Origin of the sequence: Lolliginicoccus suaedae, assembly GCF_008312885.1 — a bacterium.
GTDB classification, from domain to species: domain Bacteria; phylum Actinomycetota; class Actinomycetes; order Mycobacteriales; family Mycobacteriaceae; genus Lolliginicoccus; species Lolliginicoccus suaedae.
Genome location: NZ_VSSO01000001.1, coordinates 572,770 through 598,466 on the forward strand (window position 1 = coordinate 572,770; position 25,697 = coordinate 598,466).

A 25,697-nucleotide genomic window follows, 5' to 3' on the forward strand; every position below is an offset into this window, starting at 1 on the left:
TGCCTGCCGGGTCACTATCGTGGGCGGGGTGGGACTCACTCTGACGGCGCACGCTGTCACCGATCGGGGTTTCTTCCGTGACCGCAACGAGGATGCGATCGCGGTCGATTCCTGGTTCAGCCAGGCCGAGCACGGTGTGGCGATGACCTTCCGGATGCCGCTGGCCCGTCCCACCGTGCTCGCGGTCGCTGACGGCGTGGGCGGGCAGCCGGGCGGGGATGTCGCGAGCCGGGTCGCGCTTATGGAGCTCATCGCGAGCAAGGAGCGCCTGGCCTCGGCGCCCGGGATCTCGGGGGGAGTTCGCTCGATCCATGACCGGATCCGATCCGTGGGGCGCAGCACGGGCCTCGCGGGCATGGCAACGACGGTGGCGGGAATCGCGGTGGGGCCGGGCTCGCTGCGGGTGTTCAATGTCGGCGATAGCCGGGTGTATGTCGCTGGGCCCGACGGTGTTCTGCGGCAGGAGTCCTGCGATGACGTGGTGCGGGATGCGTTCGGCAATCCGACGCATGTGCTGTCGCAGTGCCTGGGCCGCCCGGGGCAGGCGCCGGAGGCGAACATCTCCGAGCCGGGGGCGCGCCCAGCGGGTGCTGGGCTGCGCGCCGTGCTGTGCACCGATGGAATCCATAGCGTTCTCGACGACCGCGTGATCGAGAAGGCCCTCATGGAGCGGGACGGGCTGGACTGCGTCGATCTTCTGGTGGAGACCGCGATCCGTCGCGGTAGCCGGGATAACTACTCGCTGATCATTGTCGAGATCGATGAATAGGCGCGATTCTCCCAAGAAATACCGGTATTGTCCGTTTTGGTGCTGAAGCTTATTGTTGGTTCATGGCGGCAATGCCCAATCGGGATGATGCCGGAACAGGCGCGAGCATTGCCGCCATGAACCTTCTGCGCCGCTGCAGCGCAGCAGCATGGCTGGCCCCGGAGGACCGCGTCGAACGTAGCGGAAATGCTACTCACCCCTCAGAGCAGCTTTCCGGTCCCGCCTTGCTGTGAGTGCTGCTGCCCACCCCTCTGGGCAGCAACTCTCGGCCAGCGTTCTCGGGGGAATAATCGGCTGTCTCGCGGGAACTGTTACTCGCTGTGATCACCGTCCCCTTTTATTGCGGAATCGACCATTTCGCGCCCAGGAGACTAATTAAACAATGGATTACCTTGTGGTGTGGTGGCTCTTCCGTGATCGCACGAGTGGCACCTTCCACCACGCCCTGATTGACTGAGGGGCACGGCCCATCCGGCAGCACCGAGGGGAGCCCACCACCCATGGACAGCGAGACTCTCGCCGCCGCCCATCGCGAGCAATGGCAACGGCTCGCCGAGCTGTCGCGACGAGCGGGCAGGCTCACCGGCTCCGAGGCTGACGAACTAGTCGCCCTCTACCAGCAAGCAACGACCCACCTATCGATCGCCCGCACCACCACGCACGATCCCCGCCTCGTCGACGAGCTCACCATGCTCGTCACCCGGGCCCGCTCCGCCATCACCGGGACGCCCGCCCCAAGCTGGCATGCCATCACGCGGTTCGCCACCTGCACGTTCCCCGCCGCGCTCTACCGCACCCGCGCCTGGTGGATCGCCACGACCGCGGCCTTCCTCGCCATGACCGTCCTCATCGCCACCTGGGTCGCCCGGGATCCCGCGGTGCGCGCAGCCGTCGCCGCGCCCGAGGAGATCCGCGAGCTCACCCGGCCCGGTGGCGACTTCGAGTCCTACTACTCCACGCACCCGGCCGCCTCGTTCGCCGCGCAGGTATGGACCAACAATGCCTACATCGCTGCGGCCTCGCTGATCGTCGGCATCCTTATCGTGCCGGTGGTGTACATCCTGTTCATCAACGCCGCCAACGTCGCCGTCGCCGCCGGGCTCATGTCGGCCGCCGATCGGCTCGATGTGTTCCTCGGGCTCATCCTCCCCCACGGGCTGCTCGAGCTCTCCGCAGTGTTCGTCGCGGCCGGAGCAGGAATGCGGCTGGGCTGGACGCTCATCGATCCCGGCCCCCGCGCGCGCGGCCGGGCCCTCGCCGAGGAAGGCCGGGTCGTTGCCATCCTCGCGCTCGGGCTAGCCCTTGTCCTGCTCGTATCGGGCCTCATCGAAGCAGTTGTCACCCCAAGCGGGCTCGGCACCCCGGCGCGCATCGGCATCGGGGTCGTAGCGGAGGTTGCTTTCCTCGCCTACGCCCTGGTCATCGGCCGCAACGCGGTGGCGCGCGGCAGCATCGGCGACCTCCCGGGCCAGTCCGGGCACAACCACGCGCCCGTCTCCGCTCCCGCGTAGCTCAGCGCGGGCGGCCGACTGATGCCGGATAGTCACCCGACCGTATGTCGTTCGTGCTTCAACCATGCCTACTGTGGTGCGAGCTAGTTCACGAGACCACAAGGCCGCCAGGGCCACTGGCTCGCTCGCCACCCCAGGAGGACCCTTGACCGCGCTCACCCGCAGGCAAGCATTGATCATCGCCGCCGCGACCACGACCGCGACCGCCATCGGACCCGCGGGACTGATCGGCACCCGCCCGGCGCAGGCTTTGCCCGCTCGCCGATCGCCTCGCTCGGTGACCCACACCGCGAGCGACGGCACCACGCTGACCGACGTCCCGCTCGACGGCACCAGCATCGCCCGCGGACCCGTGGGCATCAGCAGCCCGAGCGAGATCTCGCAGGTCTTCGAGGTCGCCCAGGACGAGCCGTTCAACCTCCTCGGCGTCGCCTGGGAGGGCCCAGGCATGCTCGACGGGCAATGCCGGGCGCGCGCCAGCGACGGTACCTGGGGCGAATGGCGCGACCTCCACGGCGGCCACGGCCCGAACAACATCGCGGACCCGGCAGCCCCGGATGTCCGCAACGGCACCGAGCTCGTCTTCTTCGGCCAGACAACGGCAGTCCAGATCCATGTGCGCGGGCAACGGATCGCTGGCGTGCAGACAACCACCACCCCGGGCATGCCCGGAGGGCTCTCCGCCGTGCTCGTGCGACCGAGCGCCGCGCCACTCCGTCCCGCGCAGGATGCGGATCGCGCACCCACCAGCATCGCGGGCACCCCCGCCAAGCCGCGCGTCATCACCCGCAGGCAATGGGGCGCCGACGAATCGATCCGCAGGCGCAACACCGTCTACAACGATAGCCTGGGCGGCGTCGCGATCCACCACACCGCCGGCAACAACCAGTACACCGAGTCCGAGGCCCGGCAGATCGTGCGCGGCATCTACGCCTACCACACCTTGACGCTCGGCTGGGGCGACGTTGGCTACCACGCCCTCGTCGACAAGTTCGGCAACATCTACGAGGGCCGCTTCGGCGGAATGGACCGGCCGGTCCAGGGTGCTCACGCCGGTGGCTTCAATGAGAACACCGCAGGATTCTCGATGATCGGGACATTCACCAGCAGCGCGCCCTCCTCCGCGCAGATCACCGCCATCGCCGAGCTCACCGGGTGGCGGCTGGCCACAGCGAACGCGCTCAACCCGGCTGGCACGCAACCCACGCTCACCGCCACGGGCACCACGGTCATGTACTCGGAGGGCACCAGCTTCACCTGGGTGCCGCAGGGCCAGCCGATCACCGTACCGATCGTGTTCGCGCACCGCGACGTCAACAACACCGAGTGCCCCGGCACGCAGGGCTACCGATACCTCGGGCAGATCCGCAGCACGGCCGCCGCCTACATGAAGGACAACAGCGGTGGCGAGCAACCCACCGAGCCCACCGAGCCGTCGGAACCCACCCAGCCGTCGGAGCCGTCGGAGCCCCAGCAGCCTAGTCAGCCACCGAGCGGCGGCTCCCCCACCGGGCTCGGCAGCCTGAGCCGCTAGCACTGGTCCCGCTCCCTACAAGCGCCCGGCGGCCTTCAGCGCGAGGTACTGATCAGCGAGGGCGGGCGGCAACTCCTCTGGCCCCGCATCGACGACGATGACTCCTCGCGCGCGCAACGAGGCCGCGACACCGTCGCGCTGCGCGAGGTCCTGCTCGGCAGCCGCTGCCGCATGGACGGCATCACTGCTCGAGCGATCCCGGGCGATATCGCACAGCGCCGGGTCAGCGACCGACGCGAGGATCACCTGGTGCCGGGCGAGCAGCCCACCGAGCACGGGTAGCCAGGAATGCTGGATCGCTGCGGGCTCGAGCGGGGTCACGAGCACCACGAGGCACCGCTTGCGGCCCCTGCGCAGCACCTCCGCCACCAGGCCTGCCGCGCTGGTCTCGGCAAGCCGCGGCTCCACTGTGGCCATCGCCTCCACCATGGCGGGAAGCAGCACCGATTCCGTCGTGCCCGACGCGCGGGAGGTGACCGCCACATCGTGCGAGAAGTAGTCCACCCGGTCCCCCGCCCGGCACGCCAGCACAGCGAGCAACAGGGCCGCATCGAGCTGCGCGTCCAGGCGCGGCGCATCCCCCACCCGGCCCGCGGAAGTGCGGCCGCTATCGACCACGATGAGGATGCGGCGATCCCGCTCCGGGCGCCAGGTGCGGACCATCACATCGCGGGAGCGGGCCGTGGCGCGCCAATCGATCGAGCGCACATCATCACCCGGCACATACTCGCGCAGCGCATCGAACTCGGTTCCCTCGCCCCGCCCGAGCACCGATTGCCGCCCGTCGAGCTCCCGCAGCCGCGCCGTGCGCGACGGCAAGTGCTTGCGGCTCGTGAACGGTGGCAGCGCCCGCACTGATCCAGGGACATGCCGATCATGCTGCCGCCCCGCGATGCCCAGCGGCCCCACCGATCGGATCGTCGTCGCCACCACATGGCGGTCGCCCCTGCGCACCGGCGCGATCCGCACGGCAACAGCACGCGCGTTCCCCGGGGGGATATCGATGGCCCATTGATTGCCGGTGGCACCTGCGCTGGGAACCCAGGCGTCACGCGCGTGCCCCCGCACCCTGCGCCGACCCTCGTTAACGATCCGCAGGCGCGACTCCACGCTCTCCCCGAGCCGCACCGACCTCTCCCCCGACCTGGTCACCTCGATCTCCCGCAGCGATCCGGCCAACGCCCAATCGGTGACGATCAGAGCCAGCATGAGCAGCGCCGCGCCGCCGAGCCCCCACCACGACGGAGCAAGAACCCCCACCACTGGGGCGGCCGCGATCGCCAGCGCGCCCGCGCGCCCGGTCACGACCACGCTCCCGCCACCGGTTGTCATCGCGGCACCGCCACTGGTTGTCATCGCGGCACTGCCACGGTCGCGAGCACGTGGTCGAGCACCCCCTCCGCCGTGGTGCCGTCCATCTCCGCCTCGGGCCGCAGGCCAAGCCGGTGGCGCAGCGCCGGGCGGGCGATCGCCTTCACATCGTCGGGGGTCACATAGTCACGCCCCACCAGCCATGCCCAGGCCCGCGCGGCATGCAGCAGGGCCGTCGCCCCGCGCGGCGAGACACCGAGCTGCACCGCCGGAACCGCTCGCGTGGCGCGGCACAGATCGACCCCATAGCCCACGATCTCCTCCCCGACCGTGACGCCCCGCACCTCCTCGCGGGCCGCCGCGAGATCCGCCGCGCTCGCGACCACGCGCACCCCGGCCCCGGCCAGGTCATGCGGATCGAAGCCCGCCATGTGCCGCGCGACGAGCCCCGTCTCGTCCTCGCGCGGGGGCAGGCCCATCGTGAGCTTGAGCAGGAACCGGTCGAGCTGCGCCTCGGGCAGCGAGTACGTCCCTTCCTGCTCCACCGGGTTCTGGGTGGCGACGACCACGAATGGATCGGGCAGCATGCGGGATTCCCCGTCCGCGGTGACCTGGCGCTCCTCCATCGCCTCGAGCAGCGCGGACTGGGTCTTCGGCGGGGTGCGGTTGATCTCATCCGCGATGAGCAGGTTCGTGAACACTGGCCCCTCGCGGAACGAGAACCGCTCCGCCGCGGCGTGGTAGATGATCGATCCGGTGATGTCGGAAGGCATCAGGTCGGGGGTGAACTGCACGCGCGTCGAGCGCAGGCCGAGGCTCGCGGCGAGCGCGCGGACGAGCAGGGTTTTCGCCACCCCCGGTACCCCCTCGATGAGCACGTGGCCCCGGCACAGCAGAGCCACGAGCAGCCCGCTGACCGCAGCGTCCTGGCCGATCACGGCCTTGCCGATCTCTTTGCGCACGGCATTCATGGCCTCGCGGGGGCTGCTGGCATTCTGTGGTGAGCTCATGGGTGGGTTCCCTCCGGGGTGTCACGGCCAAGGTCGAGGTCATGCTCGAGGTCGGCGAGCTCGCGGGCCAGCACGAGCAACGCCGAGTCATCGGTGGGCCCGGGCCCGTGCAGCAGTCCGGTGACAGCGCCAGGCTCCCGGCCCGTCCGCGCGGCGATGGTGGCCGCGAGGGTGCGATCATCGGTGCTTCGGGGCAGCCGCAGCGCGCGGGCGGCCCGGTGGGTCGTGGCGGCGCGCAGGACGGTTGCGGCATGGGCGTGGTCGCGGGCGCGCTGATAGAGGCGGGCGCGCCCCTCGTGGGTCTCGGTGGCGCGGATGATCACCGGTAGTGGCTCAGTGACGATCGGGCCGAGGCGTCGGGCGCGCCACGCGGCGAGCAGCACTACTCCGACGAACACCTGGGCGGCGGCGAACCACCAGCCCGGCGGGATCAGGGAGACCAGCGACTGCTCGTCGGTGCGGAACGCCGGATCGGTGGGGCTCGGCAGGTACCAGGCGAGCGCGGGGTGCCGGCCGAGCAGCATCATCGACAGGGCGGCATTGCCCTCATCGCCCAGGTGCTCGTTGGTGAGCACATCGGCGGAGCCGAGGATGATGATGGTGCCATTGCCCGCGCTGGCGGGAATGACCACGAGCGACTCGTCGTAGCAGCTGATCGCTGAAGGCCCGGCGCTGTAGCGGGCGCCGCCGAGGGTGGAACGCCCGGCCATCGCGGCAGCGGGCAGGGCGCAACCGGGATCGAGCGCGGCCGTGAGCGCGGGGCCGCGCAGCTCCACCTCACCGGGCAGTTCCTCGAGCAGCGACTGGCCCGGGTCGACAAGGACAGTGGCGCTCGCGGTTCTGATGAGGTCCAGGACCCGCTGGCTGGGCATGTCCGCGGGGTCGGTGATGAGGATTGTGCCGCCCGGGGCAGCGGCGCGCGCCTCGTCGTAGGACTCGATCCGGCTGGCTTGCACGCCTTGCTCGCGCAGCAGCACGTCGAGCGCGCGGGTGCCCGACGGTGCCGCCGAGCGCGGATCGAGAGGCGTGCTGGTATCGGTCCCGCCGATGAGGACGGTGATGATGGCCGTGCTGACCACAGCGACGGCGATCAGCAGGGGCGCGCGCACGGCATGCCAGCGCTCGCGCCAGGTCGTGGGGCGCGGCAAGGCGCTCACCGGGGTGCCTCGGGGGTCGCGCCGATGGGCTGGTCCTTGCTCGCCCGGCCGATGGCGAGGGCATCATCGGCGGCGGCGATGGCCGCGTAGTCGCTCATCGTGGCCTCGCGGTGCCCGTAGAGCACGTCATCGAGCACCCGGGCGGCGGAGCGCATCGCCGTGGCTGCGTCTGGATGGTCGTCCCGCAGGCGCTCGGCGAGCTCCCAGGCCGTGGAGCCGCGGGTGTCGTCGATGATGCCACGCTCCTCGAGGCTGGTAGTGGCGGCGTGGAACCGGGCGGCGATGGCCGTGGCGAGGTCTCCCGCGCGGATCGCGCTCTCCGCCAGGAGTCGATGGTCACGTGCACTCTTGCTCGCCATGCCCCTGAGCCGGGAGCGTGCGGCACGGCTGTTGCGCAGCGCTCCTGCCCGCCACCGAACCAGCAGGATCGCCAGGACCAGGACGGCGAGGAGGACGAGGAGGCTACCGGTTCCTCCTGGGGCGGCGCCCTCGATGCCGGCCAGCGCAAGGCTGATCGCCTGGCTGATCTGCTCGAGCAGCCACGCCGTCGCTTGCTCGAGCAGCGATGGTCGCTGCTCGAGGTAGACCGCTCGGGACAGTTCCTCGCGCGCGGCGGCCCCCGCCGGATCCCGAGCGATCTCGACGGGGGGCTGCAGCGCGCTCAGTGACGGCATCGCTTGGCTACCCGGCGCCCTGCTCCCCGCTAGCGCGGGCAAGCTCGATGTCGAGCCCCTCCTTGCGCATGCGCAGGTCGACGTAGAGCAGCGAGGTGGCTGCCGTGGAGAAGGGCGTGACGACGATGGACAACAGGATCCCTCCGATCGCCGAGATGACGAGCACCGGGACGTTGCTGGCCGTCGCGTAGCCGGCGATTCCGCTGAGGATCCCGAACGGGATCATGAAGATCAGACTGATACCGATGACAATGAGCATCACGAGCAGCAGCACGCCCAGCACCCGCCACCACGTGCCGCGCACCAGCGCGATCGAGCGCTTGATGGCTGTGATCACACCGGATTTCTCGAACACCAGCGCCGGCACGGAGAGCGAGACGAGCACGCCCACCCACACCACGAGCGCTAGGGCTGCGAGCACCGCGACGATGCCGATGGCCCAGTGCACGAAGAAGCTCCCGGTCACGATAGCGACCAGCGTGATCCCCGCGACGACACCGAGCAGGTACAGGCCGAGGATCCGCAGCAAGTGCGGGCGAGCCGCGGTCCAGGTCTCCCCGATGGTGATGCGATCGCCGAGCACGGCTGTCTTGACGACAGTGGTCAGCATGCCGAGCAGCACGATCGTGACGAGCCCGGAGATCACCGCAGCGATCAGCTGGCCCCCGACCCATCCGGCCATCCCTTCCGGCGCGGTGTCCATCGCGGCTGGATCGAACGCCACGTCAGCGGTGGGGATCTGCGCGACGGTCGCGATGACTTGGCCGATGGTGACCAGGATCGCGGTGAGGCCGAACATGACGACCGCGTAGCGGGTCATTGTCTTGACCGCGCCGTCGAGGATCTCGCCGACGCCGAGGGGACGCAGCGGGATCACGCCGGGCCGGGGCGCGCCGAAGCGTGCCGGGTCCACTGGCTGCATGGGGGGCATGCCGTAGCCGTCCTGCGGTCCCGCCGCGGCACCTGGTGGTGGCTCGTAGCCGGGTGGTGGTGGCCAGTTCCCCCGTGGATCGTCGCTGCCTGGATTCGAGCCCGGTGGATGGGTCATCGTTCCCCCTTCGATCGTGTCAGGACGCGCCAGCCAGCTGGTGCCACGTGGATCCCTCCGGCTGGTTCGCCTCAGTGAACTCAGAGTCTGCCAGCCCTTGGCCGCGTACGCAGCGCGGGCGGCCACGCCCACCGGGCCGTTGCGCCCGGGCCGTTCCATTCGCCCGGAACCGGCCGCGGATCGCGCGCTCCTGCGACGATGAGATCCCAGCGCGCAGGAGGTCTACCCCATCATGAGGAAACTGATCTATCCCATCGGCGTTTCCGTCGATGGCTATATCAACGATCGCGACGGCAGCATCGACTGGACCGAACCGGACGACGAGCTGCACCAGTACCACAACGACAGGTACCGCGAGATCGAGATCTCGCTGCATGGCCGACGCCTGTACCAGCTGATGGCCGAGTACTGGCCGCGCGTGACCGAGGACGCGCCGCCCATCGAGCGCGAGTTCGGCGGGCTCTGGACCGAGAAGCCCAAGTTCGTGTTCTCCCGGACGCTAGCCGAGGTCCAGTGGAACAGCACCTTGGTCAGCGAGAACGCGGTCGAGGTGGTGCGCGGGCTCAAGGCCGGTGGCGATGGCGCGATGGAGGTCGGTGGCGCGGGACTGGCGGCGTCGCTGATGCCGCACGGGCTCATCGACGAGTACCAGCTCTTCATCTCGCCCGTGGTTCTCGGCGGAGGCACGCCCCTGTTCCCGCCACTGGACAAGCGCATCCGGCTCCGATTGGCCGAAACGCGGCACTTCGACACCGCGGTGATGCTGCGCTACCTGGCCGACTGACGCCCGGGCACGCGGAACCGTCAGCGTGGCGGCGCGGCCCAGGGGTCGTCGCTGGCGGGGCCGCCGGAACGGGGCGCGGGGGCCGCCTGGCTCCGGGGGCGGGCGAGACGGGCCCGGCGCTCGGCCACGAGATCGCTGATCACATCCTCGTCCGGCAGTCCTGCGGGCGGCGTGGCTCCGGTGCGCTTCAGCAAGCTCGCCGCGAGATCAGCAGCGATGCGATCGCGCGCGGCCACCGAGAACGAGTCGCGGCGCGCGAGGAACTGCTGGGCAGACTGGTGCAACGCCGGGCCGACATCGGTGAGATCGACGGTGCGGGTCCAGTCCGCTCGGCCGCGAGGGTTGCTGCCCGCTGCGGCGACCACCGGGGCGAGCCGCTCGCGCACGACGATGGTCCCCGCGAGATGGTCCCCGGCCCTTTTCCCCGCGGGGCTCGCCAGCGACGTCACGAGCGCGACCGCGCCGAAGAAGCCCAGCACCCAGAAATCGAGGAAGAATCCCGCGAGCCCCCGCACGAGGGCATGGCGGCCACTGATGGTTCCTCCGTCATCGCGCAGCACCCGCAGCCCCATGATGGCCTTGCCGAGGCTGCGGCCCCGTGTCAGCGTCTCGACCAGCACGGGCAGGGCGATCATCACCAGGATGACGAGCAGGAGGGAGATCGCGGCGTGGGCGGCGGGATCGAGCGCGGGCAGCGCCGAGAACAGCACGGCGAGAAGCGTGCCGAGCAGGGTGAGCTGCACGGTCACATCGATGGCCATCGCGACGCCGCGGCTGGCGAAGGTAGCGTGCCGCAGGTCGAGCTGGACCGCTTCGCCGGATACGAGTGCGGGCATGGCAACCACGGTATCCGTGCCGCCCCGGCCCCGCACAGGAGCGGAACCGCGCGGTGTACGCGATCTGGAAGCTTGTGCCCTACCAGCACGCATTGGATAGGATCGGGACCACCGATCATCAGGGGAGCCGTGCACGCGTGACCGACGAGCAGAACGACAACAGCGGCGCTAGCGAGCCCAGGAAGCCTCGCGGTCGCCGCATCATCCTCGCCGCGACGGCGCTGCTCCTCCTCATGGGCGTGGCATATGGCGCGGATCTCTACCTGGGCCGCGGCGAGATGGCGCGGGGCACCGAGGTGCTCGGTGTCGAGGTCGGCGGCATGGAGCGCGGCGAAGCGCTCGCGGAGCTGCGGCAAGCGCTGAGCGATCGGGAGACCGCCGCGGTGCCCGTGCTCGCCGGCGACGTGGAGACCACCGTGGTGCCTGCCGAGGCCGGCCTCTCGTTCGACCTGGAGGCGACCGTCGAGCAGGCCGCGCACCAGCCCCTGAACCCATTGACCCGCTTGGCCTCACTGTTCCGGGAGCGAGAGGTCCCCGCCGCCCGCACGATCGATGAGGCGGCGCTGACCGCAACCATGGAGCGGCTCGTCAGCGAGATCGACCGGGAACCGCAACCTGGTGGCATCGCCTTCGAGGGCGCCCGGGCCATCCCGATCATCCCCCAGCAGGGGCAGCAGCTGCTCGCCGAGACCGCACGCGGCATCATCGCCCAGGACTGGCCCCTCGGCGTGCCGCTGGTGCTGCCGACCGACATCACCGACGTCGAGCTCACCGAGGACGACATCGACCGCGCGATGCGCGAGATCGCCGAGCCCGCGCTCGCCACTCCCCTCGTGGTCACCGGGACCAGCGGGACCACCGCGACGTTGCCGCCCGAGCAGGTCGGCGAGGTGCTGCGCTTCGAGGCGGACGGCCCGGAGCTGCGGCACTCCTTCGACCAGGAGGCCGCGATCGGCATCCTCGCCCCCCAGCTGGCCTCCACCGAGTACCCGGCGCGCGACGCGACCGTGGCCCTGGGCAACGCGGGCCCCTATGTGGTGGCGGACCGCTCTGGCAGCGAGATCGACTGGGAAGCAACGCTCGACGGGTTCGACGAGCTGATGCTGCGCACCGAGGAGCGTGCCGTCGACGCCGAGTACGTGGAGATCATCGCGGAGTTCCGCACCGCCGACGCCGAGGCGCTCGGCATCAACGAGGTCATCGCCGAGTACACCACCGGCGGGTTCGCCACCGAGTCCGGGGTGAACATCCGCCAGGCCGCCCGCGAGGTCAACGGCGCAGTGGTCAAGCCGGGCGAGACATTCTCGCTCAACGGCTACACCGGGCCACGGGGCACCGCGCAGGGCTACATCGAATCGGGCATCATCCTCAACGGGCGGCCCTCGGAGGCGGTGGGGGGCGGCATCAGCCAGTTCGCCACCACGCTGTACAACGCCTCGTACTTCGCGGGCATGGACGATGTGGAGCACCAGGAGCACTCGTACTACATCTCGCGGTATCCGGCGGGCCGCGAGGCGACGGTGTGGGAGGGCGCGATCGATGTGAAGTTCCACAACCCCTACAGCACGGGCATCCTCATCCAGTCCTTCGGCGACTCCTCGAGCGTGACGGTGCGCATCTGGGGCACCAAGACGGTGAACGTGCAGTCGATCAACGGGGGCCGCTGGGCCTACACGAGCCCGTCGCGCATCACCCTTCCCGAGGGACCGAACTGCTACCCCTCGAGCGGGGCGCAAGGCTTCACAACCTCCGATACCCGCGTGGTGCGCAATGCCCTCACAGGCGCGGAGATCTCCCGCACCACTCGCACGGTGCGTTATGACCCGCAGCCGATCGTGGAGTGCGAGTAGCGCCTCTACCGAGCCTCCCGTGCCCGCATGGCAGGGGTCCACGAGTGTGGAATAAGCGACACCCCCCCGTGCTCGAACCTGTCGTTCTTCGCACACTTGCCGACCCCAGCAGGACCCAGGCCCTGACGCTCACGCAAACACTCGTTAGACTGTTTGCATGACTTCCGAGATGGCCGACTCCTGCGACCTGCTCTGCCTCGACCTGCCCCGCGCCGAGGCCATCCGCACCAGCCTCCCCAGCGAAGAACAACGTCGACGCGCCGCAGAGCAGGCCCGTGGCCTCGCCGAACCGACCCGCATCGCCCTCGCCACCGCCCTTGCCAGCGGCGGTGAGCTCTGCGTCTGCGACCTGTCCTGGATCACCAGCACCAGCAAGGCGCTCGCCTCGCACCACCTCCGCCAGCTCCGTGCCGCCGGCATGGTCACCTCCCGCCGCGACGGCAAGCTCGTCCTCTACCGCCTCGCCCCCGAGACCGCATCGCTTCTCGGCATCCTGCTCGGCACCACCGAGGGGAGCACGCCATGATCCGCGAGGCCCTCCGCCACCCCACGATCCGCGCGGCCCTGCTCGCCGCGGCCCTGCTCGCCGCAGCGCTCCCCCTGGGCGGCCTGCCGTCGACAATCCTCATCCTCGCCTCCGCCCTCGTTGGCGCGAGCACGTTCGTCCCACGAGCAGTCGCGCGGCTGCCCCGCCACATCGGCGTCGGCACCCTGATGAGCATCGCCATGATCGGTGCGGTCCTGCTCGGCGCCTACACCGAGGCAGCCCTGCTCGGCATCCTGTTCTCCCTCGCCGAAGGCCTCGAGGACCTCGCCGTCACACGCACCCGCCGCAGCCTGCGCGCCCTGCACGCGCTCATCCCCGCCACCGTCACCGTCAAGCGGGACGGAACGATCCGCGACATCCCCGCCGCCGAGCTCTCCATCGGCGACACGCTCGTCCTCGCCCCAGGCCAGCGCGCCGCCACCGACGCCACCATCACCGAGGGCCGCACCAGCCTCGACGTCTCCGCCATCACCGGCGAATCCATCCCCATCGAGGCAGGCCCCGGCGATGCCTTGCCTGCCGGGGCGATCAACGGCACCAGCGCCATCACCGCCCGCGCCACCGCGGAAGTGGCCGACTCCTCGCTCGCCCGCATCGTCGCGATCGTCGAGCAGGCCCAGCAGGACCACGGCGCCCGCCAGCGCATCGCCGACCGCATCGCCCGGCCCCTCGTGCCCGCGATCCTCCTGCTCGCCACCGCCATCACCGTCGTCGGAGTGCTCCTCGGCGACCCCATGACGTGGATCGAGCGCGGACTCGTCGTGCTCGTCGCCGCATCACCCTGCGCCCTCGCCATCTCCGTGCCGCTCACCGTCGTCGCCGCCGTCGGCGGGGCGAGCCGCGCCGGAATGGTCGTCGGCTCCGGACGCGCCCTCGAAGCACTCGGCGCCGTCACGATCCTCGCGCTCGACAAGACCGGCACGCTCACCGCCAACACCCCCACCGTGATCGGCACCCAGCACACCGGGTTAAAGGGCACCGGGCAGGCAGCCGATCCCCTGGCCGTCGCCGCGGCGCTCGAGGAACGCAGCGACCACCCCCTCGCCGCAGCCATCGTCGAGGCCGCCCAGCACCGAGCCGCCACCCGCTACCACGCCGAAGACGTGGAAGCCGTTCCGGGCCGCGGCCTCATGGGAAGCATCAACGGCTCCCCGGCACGGCTCGGCGCACCCGGCTGGATACCCTTGCCCGCCGAGCTCGAGGAGAATGCGCGCGCGTGGCAGGAATCCGGCGCTACCGTCGTCGCCGTCGAGCTAGCCGACGAGGTGCTCGGCATCCTCGCGGTCCGCGACGAGCTGCGCCCCGAAGCGCCCGCCGTGGTGAAGCAGCTGCGCGACCGCGGCATCCGCACCGTCATGCTCACCGGCGACTCCGAGCCATGCGCCCGCGCCCTCGCCGCCGAGTGCGGCATCGACGAGGTCCACGCTCGCCTCCTGCCCGAGGACAAGGCCGAGGTGGTCGCGGGACTGCGGCGGACCGGCACCACCGCCATGGTCGGCGATGGCATCAACGACGCCCCCGCCCTCGCCACCGCCGACACCGGCATCGCCATGGGCGCGATGGGCAGCGACGCCGCCATCGCCGCCGCCGACTGCGCGCTGCTCGGCAACGACCTGCGACACCTGCCCCAGGTTCTCGACCACGCCCGGCGGGCACGCCGCATCATGGTGCAGAACATCGCGCTGTCGCTGGCGATCATCACGATCCTCGTGCCGCTCGCCGCGACGGGACTCCTCGGCCTCGCCACGGTCGTGCTCATCCATGAGTCCGCCGAAGTGCTCGTCATCCTCAACGCCATCCGCGCGGCCCGCATCCGGCGGCTCGACGGCGGCGTTCCCGAGGCCGTGCCCGTTCCCGTGGCGGCTTCCGGGGCGCGGGATCCTCGAGGACTAGGTAGCGGGCTGCTCGCCAAGGACGACGACGGCGGGAGCTGCTGCGACCACTGCTAGGGGGTGCGGTGCCTGGTTGCTGGGAGAGCTGAGTGCTAGTGCCGCGAGTGTGCGAGAAACGACAGCTTTCGCGACCAAGCGTGTCGCTTTTCGCACACTCATGGGGCCGCGAGCTGGGGGTGAGGGCTCGGGCCGAGGGCTGGGGCGCGACGCGCTCCTACGTGGACAAGGCGACTTGGGCGCCAAGGCCTATCAGCACCGAACCCGTTGCCGTCCCGACCGCAGCGCGGACCGCCCTGCGCTGGAACAACTTCCGGATGCGACCGACGAGCATGGCAACGGCCAGGAACCATGCGGCGGTGACGATTCCGCCCGACGCGGCCAGCACACCGATATCGGCCCAATCTCCGTCGGCACCGACGAACTGCGGCATCAGCGCCAGGAAGAAGACAGCGGCCTTGGGATTGAGAACATTGCACAGCAAGCCCTGGCCGAACGAAGTCCGATGCCTCTGGGCCGGGGCGTCGGCACCCGGATCATTGACCGTTCCGCGCTCGCGCCACGCTTGCATGATGGCGCGGGCTCCCAGGTACGCCAGGTACGCAGCGCCCGCGAACCGGATGACATCGAACGCGATCGGCGACGCCGACACCAGCGCGGTCGCTCCTGCCGCGGCGGCCACCACCCAGAACGAAACGCCCACCGCCACCCCCATGGCCGTCGCGATCCCGGATCGGCTTCCGCCTGCCACGGCATTGCGCAGCACGATCACGAAATCGGGGCCCGGAGAAACGACAGCGATGAGCACGATGCCCGCAAACAGAAGAACGGAGCCTGTCATGACCCAATACTCCCCAGGCTGCCGGTCCGGCAGCAATTCAGGCAGAGCGGGCCCGCGCTGCGAATGTTCGAGCTAGATCGCGGTTCGAGCGTTCAACCCCTGGCCGCAGCGTTCGTTTTCCGTTCATGCCCGGTTCACGCTGCCGCTAGGAAGGCCGGGCATCGCGGTAGCGCGACTTCTGCGCCAGTCGACGCCGCGAGTGTGCGAGAAACGACAGTTTTCGCGACCAAGCGTGTCGCATTTCGCACACTCGTGGGGGCACGAGCGGCGGCCAGGTCGGGGGCGCGAGCGGCGGCCGGGACTGGGGCGCCGCGGCCCCCGCGCCCCTATCCCGCGAGGCGGGCCTTGACCACCTGCGAGACCCGCGCCCCGTCCGCGCGGGCGTCCACGAGCGCGTTGGCGGCCTTCATGACCTGACCCATCTGCCGCATGCCCGGGCGCTCGCCCGTATCGGTAGCGACCTGCTCGATCGCCTGGTCGACCAGGGAGGCAAGCTCGTCATCGGTCAGTGGCTTGGGCAGGTAGCGCGCGATGATCTCGCCCTCGGCGCGCTCCTTCGACGCGAGCTCCTCCCGGCCAGCGTCGGCGTACACCGTCGCCGATTCGGCGCGCTTCTTCGCCTCCCGCATCAGTACCTTGGTGACCTCGGCATCGGAGAGCTCCCGCGCCGATTCTCCCGCCACTTCCTCGGTCTGCACCGCGGCGAGCAGCATGCGCAGTGTCGCCTTCGTCTCTGTGTCCTGTGCCTTCATCGCGGCCGTCAGGTCCGCGCGCATCCGTGCTTTCAACTCAGCCATAGTGGCCCCCACGATACGCCGGGGCCGACGGTTCCCCTGCCATGAGCGCGCTGCTGCGGCACCATGGAGGCATCAGGCACGTGACCAGGAGGCCCCGCATGGCATTCACCCTGCGCGACAACGACATGCTCGAGCGCTACGAGTTGCTCGACAACGGCACCAACGAGGTCGCTGGATCGGTGGAGTACAGCATCCTGCAAGGACGAATCTCGCTCACCCATACCGAGATCGGCAAGGCCTACGCCGGGCAGGGCCTCGCGTCCCAGTTGCTCGGACAGGTGCTCGACGAGGCACGGGAGCGGGAGCTCGCGGTCCTGCCGTTCTGCCCGTTCGCCCAGCGCTACATCCAGAAGCATCCCGGCTATGCCGAGCTCGTTCCGCCGCAGCTGCACGGCAAGTTCGGCCTGCAAACCCAGGAGTCGTCATGAGCGAGAAGCCCGCGACCGGGAAGCCCAGCATCAAGGCGTACGAGGCGGACGGCATCACCGTCACCTACGACCGGCATCGCTGCCTGCATGCCGCGGAATGCGTGCGCGGCCTGCCGGAGGTCTTCGACACCGCCCGCCGCCCCTGGATACAGCCCCACGCGGCCGATCCCGCTGCCACGGCAGACGTGGTTCGCCACTGCCCCACCGGGGCCCTGCACTACGAGCTCGCCTCCGGTCCCGCCGAGCAGGGCGATGCCGGGGCCACGATCACCACAGGGCCCGGCCAGCCGCTGTGGATCAGGGGATCGTTCACCATCGACGACGGCAGCGGGCCGCGTGCCGAGACGCGCGCCACGCTGTGCCGCTGCGGACGCACCACGAACGCGCCCTACTGCAGCGGGGACGGCGACTGCACGGGCTGGCACGACGAGTAGACGCGCGTCACACGGCGTCAAGAACGCATCAAGACTGCTGCTCGTCGCGTCAGGACGCCGTCAAGGCCCGTGCGCGCGGCCCCACGGCTGCGCACGCTGGATGAGTGCCCCAACAACTCCAGGCTCATGCTGCGTAGCGCGGCGGGGCCCTCGCGCGCCCGCCATCTGATCGGGCTGTTCGTCCGGCATCCAGCCCGCGTGGTCAGCACCGGCTTCGTGGTGGTCGTGCTGACCGGAACGATCCTGCTGATGCTGCCGTTCTCCTCAGCGTCCGGCGACTGGACCGCGCCCCTGCCAGCGTTGTTCACCGCGACCTCGGCGGTGTGCGTCACCGGACTCGTCGTCGTCGATACCGGCACCTACTGGTCGGTGTTCGGGCAGATCGTCATCGGGTTGCTGTTCCAGATCGGTGGCATGGGCGTGATGACGCTGGCCTCGCTGCTCGGCATCGTCGTCGCGCGCCGCATGGGCATGCGCATGCAACTGATCGTGCAGGCCGAGACCAAGGAGCTGCGGCTCGCCGATGTGCGCCGGGTGGCGGTGGGCGTGGTGGTGGTGAGCCTCGCCATCGAGGCGATCGTGGCGCTCATCATTGGCGTGCGCTACTACGCCGTCTATACCGATTCGGCTCTCGGGGCCCTGGGGTTCGCGCTGTTCCATGCGGCGTCGGCGTTCAACAATGCCGGTTTCGGCCTGCGGGCGGACAGCATGATGGCGTTCACGGGCGACCCGTGGATCCTGCTTCCCATCATCGCCGCGTTCGTGCTCGGCGGCATCGGCTTCCCCGTCCTGCTCGAGATCGGGCGGCACCTGCGGCGGGAACGCCTCGCGCGCAGCAAGGCAGGCCTGCCCCCCGGCCCTCCCCCGCGATGGTCGCTGCACACCCGCATCACCGTGCTGGCCTACGGGGCGCTGGCCGTCGTCGGCATCGCCGCGGTGCTTGCCTTCGAGTACTCCAACCCCGCCACGCTCGGGCCCCTAGGCACGGGCGAGAAGATCCTCGCCGGGGTCTTCCAGGGCCTCGCGCCGCGCACCGTGGGCTTCAACTCGCTGGATGTGGGCCAGATGGATTCGGCGACGATCCTCATCACCGATGTGCTGATGTTCATCGGTGGCGGCAGCGCGGGCACTGCCGGCGGCATCAAGGTGACTACGTTCGCGATCCTCGGCTTCGTGATCCTCGCGGAACTGCGCGGGCAGCCCAGCGTCCATGCGCTTGGCCGGCGCATCCCGGAATCGGTGCAGCGCCAGGCGTTGACGATCGTGCTGCTCAGCGTCGCCGCGATCATCGGCGCGACGATCCTGCTGATCGCCATCAGTGGGCATGGCGCCGAAGCGGTGATGTTCGAGGTCATCTCGGCGTTCGCTACTGTGGGGTTGTCCATGGGCATCACCGCGGACCTGCCTGCCCTTGGGCATGTGGTGCTGATCGCGCTCATGCTCATCGGCCGGATCGGACCGGTGGTCGTGGCGTCCGCGCTCGCGCTGCAGGAGCGGCCACGGCGCTACGAGCTGCCCGCGGAACGCCCCATCGTGGGGTGAGCATGATCGATCAGGGGGCAGCATTGGCAGATCGAGTACTCGTGGCGGTCTCCGGCAACGGGGATGCAGAGGCATTGGTCGAGCACGCGGCACGCTCGGCCGAGCGCTGCGGCGCCGACCTGCTCGTGGCGCATGTGCTCGATCCGCGAACCCAGGGCACCCCGCCAGAGGCAGTCGAGTCGATGCGCGAGCACGCCGCGCGCGCCGGAGCGAGCTTCCACACCGTCGTGGCGGGCGATGCCGCCGGTGCCGTGCTCGAGCTCGCCCGCGGCGCTGGCGCGACCCGCATCATCGTTGGCTACCCCGCGGGAGCACGTGGGCGCTCGCCGGCGCGGCGCGGTATCACCACGACCATTGCCCGCCATGCAGGGGCGATCGACGTGCAGATCGTGGCCACGCCACCGTCGGAGCGTCCACCGCATGCCCCTGGAAGGGGGCCAGCGCTCGGCCGTGGACGCAATCGTGCCGCCTGGGCGGCGGCCATCCTGGTGCCCGTGCTGCTCACTGCCGGGTTCGTGCCTTTCAAGGCACGTCTCGAGCTCGGCGACGTTGCCATGACGTTCTTGCTCGGAACCGTTGCCGTAGCCCTCCTCGGCGCGTGGCGGCCCGCCCTGACGGCGGTGGCGCTCAGCGCGCTGCTGCTCAACGTGTTCTATACCGAGCCCTTTCACACGCCCTACATCGCGGACCCCCACAACCGGTTCACCCTCGCGGTGATGGCAGTCGTTGCCGCTGCGGTGGCCATCATCGTTCACCGATCGGCCAGCCGTGCCCGCGAGGCCGCCCATGCGCGGACCGAGGCGGCGCTCATGTCCTCCTACGCCCGCACGATCCTCCTCGACGACAATCCGGCCGATACGCTGCTCGCCCGGATCCGCGAGGACTTCGGCCTGAGCTCGGTGGAGCTTCGCGAGAAACCCGCGCCCGCACCGTCGCCCCACGGCCAGGAGATCCCCATCGACGCCACCACCGCGCTCGTGCTCGACGGCCCCGAGCTCGACGAGGCGCGGCGATCCATGCTCGCTAGCGCCGGGGTGCAGGCAGTCCTCGCGCTGCGCCACCAGGAGATGACCAGCACAGCCGCCGAGGCCAGGCGGCAATCCGATGCCGCCGCGCTCCGCACCGCGCTGCTCTCCGCGCTCGGCCACGACCTGCGCACACCCCTCACCGCCCTGACCATGGCCATCGGGACGCTGCAGGACGACACGCTGGCCATCACAGCGGCGGATCGGCGCGAACTGCTCAGCGTTGCCGACGAATCGACTCGCCAGCTCCGCGATCTCGTCGACAACCTCCTTGATTCCTCGCGCCTCGCCACCGGCGCCGTGCGGCCCCTCATCCGCCCCCACGGCATCGATGACGTCACCGTGCGGGCTCTTGCCAGCGTCCGTGGCGGCAATGCTGTCGCCCTGCGCTTCCCCGACGATCTGCCCGGTGTGCTCGCCGACGCCGGGCTGCTCGAGCGTGTGCTCGCGAACCTTGCCGATAACGCCCTCCGCCACGGTGGCGCGCCCGTCAGCATCGAGGCACGCCCCATCGACGGCCGCGTCTCGCTCGCGATCATCGATCACGGCCCTGGCCTCTCCCCCGCCGCGCGAGCGCAGCTGTTCGAGCCCTTCCAGCGGCATGGCGACCGCGATCGCACAACTGGCATCGGGCTGGGCATGTCCGTCGCCAAGGGATTCATCACCGCCATGGGCGGAACCATCGAGGCCAGCGACACCCCCGGCGGCGGCCTCACCGTCACGGTCGCGTTGCCCGCCGCTACTGGCCCGGAGGCGCGCCCATGACCGAGGTTCTCGCCGTCGATGACGATCCGCAGATCCTGCGCGCTCTGCGCGTGAACCTCGTTGCCCGCGGTTACACCGTGCGCACCGCGACCACCGGAGCCGAAGCGCTGCGATCCGCCGCTGCCCACCAGCCCGACGTCGTCATCCTCGATCTCGGCCTGCCCGACCTCGACGGCACCGATGTCATTCATGGCCTGCGCGGCTGGACCACCATGCCGATCATCGTGCTCTCCGCCAGGGTCGACTCCATCGATAAGGTCATCGCTCTCGATGCGGGCGCGGACGACTACGTCACCAAGCCATTCGGCATGGACGAGCTGATGGCCCGTCTGCGCGCCGCCATCCGCCGTGGCGCCCCCTTACCCACCACGAGCAGCAGCGAGATCACCGTTGGCTCGCTCGCCATCGACCTCTCCGCCAAGCGCGTCACACGCGACGGGACCATCATCCGCCTCACCCCGACGGAATGGGCCATCCTGGAGCTGCTCGCGCGCAACACCGGCAAGCTCGTCACCCAGAAGCACATCCTCGCCACCGTCTGGGGCCCCGAGTATGAGACCGAGACGCACTACCTGCGCGTCTACCTCGCGCAGCTGCGCCGCAAGCTCGAGGACGATCCCGCCCGCCCCCGGGTGCTCATCACCGAGCCGGGCATGGGGTACCGGTTCATCGGCTAGCGGACGCGGCGTCTCCGTGACATACCGAGAACCAGGACCCGATCTTTCGACTGCCCAGATGGGGTAGCTCGTAAACAGAACCAATGGGGCGTTCTCCAGAGTGCTTCTCGTTGACTAGTGGGATCTTCCGCGGAGCACCTGCATCATTCGATCTACGAGGTGTCGCGCGCCTCTCAACGCAGCGATAAAGTCCTGTGCTTCTCAACCGCTAGCGCGCTGACACTCGATGATTTACCCGTACGGCCCGCGTGGATTCATGAACGACTCGACAGGGTAATATCAATACCTCGCGCAATACCGATGGAGGGTGCAGTAGTTCGCGTGATGAAATTAGGTCTCGCAGTCGTTTCCATCATCATGCGACTTGTGAACGGGTTGATCGCTTCGGCGGCCGTCCTTGGGTCCCTGGGCTATGTTCTCCTGCGCGTGCTTCACAGCGGCACCCATTGCGTTGTCACCCGGTCAGGCACGACCGAGTGCTTCAGCCTCAGCGGTCCCGCCATCCTGCAGGCGACTGCCCAGATGTGCATCATCTGCCTCATCGCATTCAGCATCGCATCCATCATGGTTAGCGGATCGCCCTTCTCTCGTTGGGTCCTCACCGCGCTGCCGTTGCCACTTGTCGGTGGTGCCGCGCTTTGGTTCGATTCGCTCAGCACCTAGGCTCGGAACCGCCGAACGCAGTCGCGGCGCACACCTTCGAGATCGTCGGCCAGCCGTGATTCGCGTCCCCGGAAGCGGGGATCATCCCGCCAGGCTGGGGCAGCATGGGGGGCATCATCCGATCGCCCGAGCAGTAAAGCGCCGGGGTGATCAACAGGATCGACAACATGGGACGATTCGGGGTCGCGCGGATGGCTGTCGCGACGGATGCTGACTAGCTAGCGCGTTTCCGGCACTACATCTGCATCATCATCTGGCGCATCCGCATCATCTGGTCCGGGGAACAGATCATGCCCATTGCTTGCATGTGCATTCTCATCAAGTCGGGGTTCTGCTGCAACAGCTCATGCTTGAAGCGCATGATCTCCGGGTTTTCGTGCATGAACTGCATGACCTTGCCGCACGGGCTGCTCGTGTCCTGCATCATCGGTGCCGAGGGCTGCGCGAGCGCTGCACCGCCTCCAAAGACTGCTGAAGCTGCAATAGCAGTAGCCACGACAGTTGATCTGATTGTCTTCATCCCTCGATGCTCGCCGGAAACCGCGACCCGGGATAGAGACTTCCGACCCCATGCCGACAGGGCCATCCGCCGCCGGATCGTCCTCAGCGAGGGGACGCGGCGATCATTCGCGTCTATAGGCGCCGGCTGCGGAGCGGGCCAGACGCCGTCCCGCCTCGATGGGCTCTGCGGGGGCGCCGCGGAGGAAGGCGGCGAGGGTCCCGCTGTAGGCGATGAGCACCTCATCGGCCAGGTCGTGGGCGCGCTGCCCGGCGAGCGGGCGGGAGAGATGCACGAGGCGATCGGCCAGCAACGCAGTGTCGGCCGCGAGGACCTCGCCGATAGCGTCGGTCGTAGCCGGCAGCTCGGCAGCGGCAGCGAGGAAGGCGCACCAGCGCGCCGGGTGGTGCTGCTCGCTGCGGTACGTGGCGAGCGCGTCGAACACCGCGAGCAACCGCTCGAGGTCATCAGTGGCCGCGATGATGCAGCGGTCCCAGGCGGTCCTCCATTCCGCGAGGCGCATCCGCAGCGCTTCGGCCACCAGGGCGTCCTTGCTCCCGAAGTGGGTGTACAAGGTGGCTGTGGAGACCCTGGCCTCGTGCAGCAGCTCGTCGACCGGGGTGCCCCGGATGCCACGGTCGAACAGCACTCGGTCGGCTGCCTCGAGCAGCCGTGCGCGGGCGGGAGCTCGTTGGTCCGTGGTCACGAATCCAGCCTAGTGACCCCTCAACACAGAACGCACGTTTTGGTACGGTGAAACGAGCGTTCCGGTAATCGACTTTCCCAGGGGGCGCGATGCGGGCTCTCGTGATCAGCGGCATGGCCTTGATCGCCGCTACCTACGGGCTCGCGCGCTTCGGCTACGGGCTCTTCCTGCCCCGGTTCGCCGAAGCATTCCAGATCGGACCGGCCATCTCCGGGCTCATCCAGTCGGGCAGCTTCCTGTCCTTCTGTCTCGCCGCAGTGACGGCCGCCCGCATCGCTGCCCGCCCGCGACTCATCGTCGCCTGCGCTGGCACGACAGCCGCGCTGGGCTCAGCAGGCATCGCGGCCGCCCCCAGCGCGATCATCCTCGCTCCGAGCGTGATCCTCGCTGGCGCGGGGGCTGGGTTCGCCACGCCGGGACTCGTCGCGCTCATCGAGCGAAACATCCCTCGACCGCGCCGGGAAAGCGCCCAGACCATCGTCAATGCCGGTACCGGAGCGGGAATCGTGGTAGCTGGCACCCTCATGCTCCTCACGCTCGGCCAGTGGCGCACGGGCTGGGCGATCATCGCCGCCCTATCGGCCATGGCGACCATCGCCACCCTTTCCACTGACCGGTCCGTCGGCGAGCGCTTCAGCACTCCCGAGCGGGCTCCGATCCTGGCATCGCTTGCCTTGCCCATTGCCGCGGCCGCGCTCGCGGGGGCCTCGAGCGCCGCGATATGGACCTTCGGCCGCACCCTCATGGTCGACTCCCGCGCGGAAGGCGAAACGTACTCCATCCTCGCGTGGATGGTGCTGGGAGCATTCGGTGTCCTGGGCGCCACCGCCGGAAGGCTCGCGCATGCGACAGGCCTCCGGGTCGCCTGGATCCTCACTGCCGCGGCCATGGCCGCCTCGACCATCGCCCTCGGCATGGCACCGGCAGCATTCCTCGCTGCATACATCTCCGTGGCCGTGTTCGGCGCCACCTACACCGCTGTCTGCGGCCTGCTGATCGTGTGGGCATCGCGAGTCGTCCCCGGTCACGCCGCGCAAGGCACCGCCGCGCTGTTCATCGCTCTCGCCATCGGGCAGGCGATCGGCTCGGCATTGATCGGCGTCATCCTGGGTAGCACATCGCCCCTCGTGGCTTTCGGCATCGCGGCCGCGGTTGGGTTCCTCGCCGTGCTTCCCGCGACCCGGCGAGCCACCTCGGCTCCTTCCCTCGCCGCTCCCGCCAGCGCGGGCCGTCTGGCCTAGCTGGCGACTGCGGCGCGCGATGAGAGGCACGGCCGGGCACGCCGTCACTCGTGTTTCGCGGTCTCTGCATCCTTCATGGCCTGCCGGAGCGCGTCGCGCTCGTCGCGCAGGGCGGTGACATCGGCGCGCAGGTCGCTGATGCGCTCGCGGGCGTCGGCGAGCTGCTGGCGCTGGTTCTCCATGGCCTCTCGGTGGCTGGCGGCAGCTTCCTCGAGCGCATCGCGGCGGGCCTTGTCGAGGGCGTCGGTGTGGTCGCGGGCATCGGCGAGGCGCGCGGCCTGCTCGGCGCGCAGCTCCCGGGCCAGCTCACCTAGCTGGCCGCGCAGGTCGCGCGATTCCTCGGACGCTTCTTTGCGGGCGGCCTCGGCGCGGGCCGTCGCGTCACGGGCCGCTTCCAGCGCCTGCTCCAGCCGCGCGAGCGCTGCGGCGTGCCGGGCGTCGCGATCGTGCTGCTGGGACTCCCATTCCTGGCGGGCGCGGGCATGCTCCTGGCCGATGGTGTCAATGTGCTCGTGGAACTCGCGGCGCGCGTCCTCGAGCTGGGCGGTAGCGGAACGGGTGGCGTCCTGCTCCTCGCGGAGCTGCTGCTCGAGCTGCTCGCCGCGCTCCCATGCCTGGGCGGCGGACTCGACGGCCTCATCGCGCTCCTCGCGGGCGGTCTCCTCGGCGGCGCGGGCGCGAGCGAGCGCGGCCTTGGTTGTGGCGGTCTCCTGCTGGGCGCGGGCGACCTGCTCGGCGCAGTCGGCACGGATCGTCTCGAGCTGCTCGTCCACCGCGGCGGGATCCGCGATGCGGGCCAGCGCCTTGTCGATGCGCTCGGCCACCGCGGTGAGCTCGCGGAGGTGCTGTCCGGTGGCGGCGCGCAGCGCGGGCACGGTGGCGGCGAGCGACTCGACTGCTTGCTCCGGCGTCTCGGGATCGGTGGGCGCGCCGTCGGAGAGCTGCTTCTCGGCCTGGCGCGCCCGCCACGCGCGCGCCCGCTCGGCCGCGGTGGCGTACTTGCGGACCCGTCCCCCGGTGGGAGGTGCCTCGCCGACCGGGGTGGGCGCTGAAGCGTTGTCGGTGTTCGTTGCGGCCACGGGCACAGACTACCCCAGGCCCGGGCAGTCCCCGGCCGACGTGAATGCTGCTAGTGGCCGGGATAGTTCAGTGCTTGGCG

The 25,697-nt window shown here is 69.8% G+C and carries 25 protein-coding genes; 14 read left to right on the forward strand and 11 right to left on the reverse strand.

What is annotated here, in order from left to right; genetic code table 11:
• Positions 1-28 precede the first annotated feature (28 nt).
• From FXO18_RS02610 to FXO18_RS02620, 3 genes are all read left to right on the forward strand, one after another.
• Positions 29-769 (forward strand): PP2C family protein-serine/threonine phosphatase, encoded by a 741-nt coding sequence (locus FXO18_RS02610; RefSeq protein ID WP_149359498.1) that lies wholly within the window; start codon positions 29-31, stop codon positions 767-769.
• Positions 770-1,269: 500 nt separating this feature from the next.
• Positions 1,270-2,280 (forward strand): stage II sporulation protein M, encoded by a 1,011-nt coding sequence (locus tag FXO18_RS02615; RefSeq protein ID WP_149359499.1) that lies wholly within the window; start codon positions 1,270-1,272, stop codon positions 2,278-2,280.
• Between the two features lie 145 nt (positions 2,281-2,425).
• Entirely contained in the window at positions 2,426-3,814 is a 1,389-nt protein-coding gene (locus FXO18_RS02620) for a peptidoglycan recognition protein family protein (protein WP_187774144.1), read from the forward strand.
• 15 nt (positions 3,815-3,829) lie between these two features.
• On the opposite strand, the gene FXO18_RS02625 is transcribed toward FXO18_RS02620, so the two are convergent.
• From FXO18_RS02625 to FXO18_RS02645, 5 genes are read right to left on the reverse strand one after another with little or no spacing between them, the layout of a single operon-like run.
• Positions 3,830-5,170, reverse strand: coding sequence for a DUF58 domain-containing protein (locus FXO18_RS02625; protein WP_328593313.1), 1,341 nt, complete (start codon positions 5,168-5,170; stop codon positions 3,830-3,832).
• Positions 5,167-6,135: an AAA family ATPase gene (locus FXO18_RS02630; protein ID WP_149359501.1), complete on the reverse strand. Its 969-nt coding sequence runs from the start codon at positions 6,133-6,135 to the stop codon at positions 5,167-5,169. Before FXO18_RS02630 ends, FXO18_RS02625 begins: the two co-directional genes overlap by 4 nt.
• On the reverse strand, positions 6,132-7,292 hold the full coding sequence (locus tag FXO18_RS02635; RefSeq protein WP_149359502.1) for a DUF4350 domain-containing protein: 1,161 nt from the start codon (positions 7,290-7,292) through the stop codon (positions 6,132-6,134). The genes FXO18_RS02630 and FXO18_RS02635 overlap by 4 nt, the downstream gene beginning before the upstream one ends.
• Positions 7,289-7,966 carry a DUF4129 domain-containing protein gene (locus FXO18_RS02640; RefSeq protein WP_149359503.1) on the reverse strand — a complete coding sequence of 226 codons (678 nt, stop codon included), beginning with the start codon at positions 7,964-7,966 and terminating at the stop codon, positions 7,289-7,291. Before FXO18_RS02640 ends, FXO18_RS02635 begins: the two co-directional genes overlap by 4 nt.
• A 7-nt stretch (positions 7,967-7,973) precedes the next feature.
• Entirely contained in the window at positions 7,974-9,014 is a 1,041-nt protein-coding gene (locus FXO18_RS02645) for a hypothetical protein (protein WP_149359504.1), read from the reverse strand.
• Between the two features lie 232 nt (positions 9,015-9,246).
• Here FXO18_RS02645 and FXO18_RS02650 point away from each other — a divergent pair, with 232 nt between their 5' ends.
• Positions 9,247-9,798 (forward strand): dihydrofolate reductase family protein, encoded by a 552-nt coding sequence (locus FXO18_RS02650; protein ID WP_149359505.1) that lies wholly within the window; start codon positions 9,247-9,249, stop codon positions 9,796-9,798.
• Positions 9,799-9,818: 20 nt separating this feature from the next.
• On the opposite strand, the gene FXO18_RS02655 is transcribed toward FXO18_RS02650, so the two are convergent.
• Entirely contained in the window at positions 9,819-10,634 is an 816-nt protein-coding gene (locus FXO18_RS02655) for an RDD family protein (RefSeq protein ID WP_187774145.1), read from the reverse strand.
• Positions 10,635-10,771: 137 nt separating this feature from the next.
• On the opposite strand from FXO18_RS02655, the gene FXO18_RS02660 reads away from it, so the two are divergent.
• From FXO18_RS02660 to FXO18_RS02670, 3 genes are all read left to right on the forward strand, one after another.
• Positions 10,772-12,484, forward strand: a complete 1,713-nt coding sequence (locus tag FXO18_RS02660; protein WP_235900401.1) for a VanW family protein — start codon at positions 10,772-10,774, stop codon at positions 12,482-12,484.
• 157 nt (positions 12,485-12,641) lie between these two features.
• Positions 12,642-13,010 (forward strand): ArsR/SmtB family transcription factor, encoded by a 369-nt coding sequence (locus FXO18_RS02665; protein WP_149359507.1) that lies wholly within the window; start codon positions 12,642-12,644, stop codon positions 13,008-13,010.
• Entirely contained in the window at positions 13,007-14,980 is a 1,974-nt protein-coding gene (locus FXO18_RS02670) for a heavy metal translocating P-type ATPase (RefSeq protein WP_149359508.1), read from the forward strand. The genes FXO18_RS02665 and FXO18_RS02670 overlap by 4 nt, the downstream gene beginning before the upstream one ends.
• Positions 14,981-15,137: 157 nt before the next feature.
• On the opposite strand, the gene FXO18_RS02675 is transcribed toward FXO18_RS02670, so the two are convergent.
• Together FXO18_RS02675 and FXO18_RS02680 are read right to left on the reverse strand one after the other, a co-directional pair.
• Positions 15,138-15,797: a LysE family translocator gene (locus FXO18_RS02675; RefSeq protein WP_149359509.1), complete on the reverse strand. Its 660-nt coding sequence runs from the start codon at positions 15,795-15,797 to the stop codon at positions 15,138-15,140.
• Positions 15,798-16,087: 290 nt separating this feature from the next.
• Positions 16,088-16,558 carry a GatB/YqeY domain-containing protein gene (locus tag FXO18_RS02680; RefSeq protein ID WP_149359510.1) on the reverse strand — a complete coding sequence of 157 codons (471 nt, stop codon included), beginning with the start codon at positions 16,556-16,558 and terminating at the stop codon, positions 16,088-16,090.
• Positions 16,559-16,656: 98 nt separating this feature from the next.
• Here FXO18_RS02680 and FXO18_RS02685 point away from each other — a divergent pair, with 98 nt between their 5' ends.
• The 6 genes from FXO18_RS02685 (at position 16,657) to FXO18_RS02710 (ending at position 22,092) form a co-directional block, all read left to right on the forward strand.
• Positions 16,657-16,986 carry a GNAT family N-acetyltransferase gene (locus FXO18_RS02685; protein ID WP_149359511.1) on the forward strand — a complete coding sequence of 110 codons (330 nt, stop codon included), beginning with the start codon at positions 16,657-16,659 and terminating at the stop codon, positions 16,984-16,986.
• On the forward strand, positions 16,983-17,420 hold the full coding sequence (locus tag FXO18_RS02690) for a (4Fe-4S)-binding protein (RefSeq protein ID WP_149359512.1): 438 nt from the start codon (positions 16,983-16,985) through the stop codon (positions 17,418-17,420). Before FXO18_RS02685 ends, FXO18_RS02690 begins: the two co-directional genes overlap by 4 nt.
• Before the next feature lie 69 nt (positions 17,421-17,489).
• A complete protein-coding gene (locus tag FXO18_RS02695) occupies positions 17,490-18,962 on the forward strand; it encodes a TrkH family potassium uptake protein (RefSeq protein WP_235900402.1) in 1,473 nt (490 codons plus the stop codon).
• A gap of 2 nt (positions 18,963-18,964) precedes the next feature.
• Positions 18,965-20,752 carry an ATP-binding protein gene (locus FXO18_RS02700; protein ID WP_235900470.1) on the forward strand — a complete coding sequence of 596 codons (1,788 nt, stop codon included), beginning with the start codon at positions 18,965-18,967 and terminating at the stop codon, positions 20,750-20,752.
• Positions 20,749-21,429: a response regulator gene (locus tag FXO18_RS02705; protein ID WP_149359514.1), complete on the forward strand. Its 681-nt coding sequence runs from the start codon at positions 20,749-20,751 to the stop codon at positions 21,427-21,429. Before FXO18_RS02700 ends, FXO18_RS02705 begins: the two co-directional genes overlap by 4 nt.
• A 366-nt stretch (positions 21,430-21,795) precedes the next feature.
• Complete coding sequence (locus FXO18_RS02710) at positions 21,796-22,092, forward strand: hypothetical protein (RefSeq protein ID WP_149359515.1); 297 nt, start codon at positions 21,796-21,798, stop codon at positions 22,090-22,092.
• A 235-nt stretch (positions 22,093-22,327) separates the two neighbouring features.
• On the opposite strand, the gene FXO18_RS02715 is transcribed toward FXO18_RS02710, so the two are convergent.
• Both FXO18_RS02715 and FXO18_RS02720 read right to left on the reverse strand, forming a co-directional pair.
• Positions 22,328-22,612, reverse strand: a complete 285-nt coding sequence (locus tag FXO18_RS02715; protein WP_149359516.1) for a hypothetical protein — start codon at positions 22,610-22,612, stop codon at positions 22,328-22,330.
• Positions 22,613-22,715: 103 nt separating this feature from the next.
• The gene (locus tag FXO18_RS02720; protein ID WP_149359517.1) at positions 22,716-23,297 is read right to left on the reverse strand and encodes a TetR/AcrR family transcriptional regulator; all 582 of its coding nucleotides are present in this window, start codon (positions 23,295-23,297) and stop codon (positions 22,716-22,718) included.
• 89 nt (positions 23,298-23,386) lie between these two features.
• Here FXO18_RS02720 and FXO18_RS02725 point away from each other — a divergent pair, with 89 nt between their 5' ends.
• Positions 23,387-24,538, forward strand: a complete 1,152-nt coding sequence (locus tag FXO18_RS02725; RefSeq protein ID WP_187774146.1) for an MFS transporter — start codon at positions 23,387-23,389, stop codon at positions 24,536-24,538.
• Between the two features lie 44 nt (positions 24,539-24,582).
• Here FXO18_RS02725 and FXO18_RS02730 read toward each other — a convergent pair whose 3' ends face one another.
• On the reverse strand, positions 24,583-25,617 hold the full coding sequence (locus FXO18_RS02730) for a coiled-coil domain-containing protein (protein ID WP_149359518.1): 1,035 nt from the start codon (positions 25,615-25,617) through the stop codon (positions 24,583-24,585).
• Positions 25,618-25,697: the final 80 nt, after the last annotated feature.

Coding starts and splice junctions, on each gene's coding strand:
- FXO18_RS02615 (WP_149359499.1), top strand. CDS start 1,270: ATGGACAGCGAGACTCTCGCCGCCGCCCATCGCGAGCAATGGCAACGG.
- FXO18_RS02625 (WP_328593313.1), bottom strand. CDS start 5,170: ATGACAACCAGTGGCGGTGCCGCGATGACAACCGGTGGCGGGAGCGTG.
- FXO18_RS02630 (WP_149359501.1), bottom strand. CDS start 6,135: ATGAGCTCACCACAGAATGCCAGCAGCCCCCGCGAGGCCATGAATGCC.
- FXO18_RS02640 (WP_149359503.1), bottom strand. CDS start 7,966: ATGCCGTCACTGAGCGCGCTGCAGCCCCCCGTCGAGATCGCTCGGGAT.
- FXO18_RS02645 (WP_149359504.1), bottom strand. CDS start 9,014: ATGACCCATCCACCGGGCTCGAATCCAGGCAGCGACGATCCACGGGGG.
- FXO18_RS02650 (WP_149359505.1), top strand. CDS start 9,247: ATGAGGAAACTGATCTATCCCATCGGCGTTTCCGTCGATGGCTATATC.
- FXO18_RS02655 (WP_187774145.1), bottom strand. CDS start 10,634: ATGCCCGCACTCGTATCCGGCGAAGCGGTCCAGCTCGACCTGCGGCAC.
- FXO18_RS02665 (WP_149359507.1), top strand. CDS start 12,642: ATGACTTCCGAGATGGCCGACTCCTGCGACCTGCTCTGCCTCGACCTG.
- FXO18_RS02670 (WP_149359508.1), top strand. CDS start 13,007: ATGATCCGCGAGGCCCTCCGCCACCCCACGATCCGCGCGGCCCTGCTC.
- FXO18_RS02680 (WP_149359510.1), bottom strand. CDS start 16,558: ATGGCTGAGTTGAAAGCACGGATGCGCGCGGACCTGACGGCCGCGATG.
- FXO18_RS02685 (WP_149359511.1), top strand. CDS start 16,657: ATGGCATTCACCCTGCGCGACAACGACATGCTCGAGCGCTACGAGTTG.
- FXO18_RS02690 (WP_149359512.1), top strand. CDS start 16,983: ATGAGCGAGAAGCCCGCGACCGGGAAGCCCAGCATCAAGGCGTACGAG.
- FXO18_RS02700 (WP_235900470.1), top strand. CDS start 18,965: ATGATCGATCAGGGGGCAGCATTGGCAGATCGAGTACTCGTGGCGGTC.
- FXO18_RS02705 (WP_149359514.1), top strand. CDS start 20,749: ATGACCGAGGTTCTCGCCGTCGATGACGATCCGCAGATCCTGCGCGCT.
- FXO18_RS02715 (WP_149359516.1), bottom strand. CDS start 22,612: ATGAAGACAATCAGATCAACTGTCGTGGCTACTGCTATTGCAGCTTCA.
- FXO18_RS02725 (WP_187774146.1), top strand. CDS start 23,387: ATGCGGGCTCTCGTGATCAGCGGCATGGCCTTGATCGCCGCTACCTAC.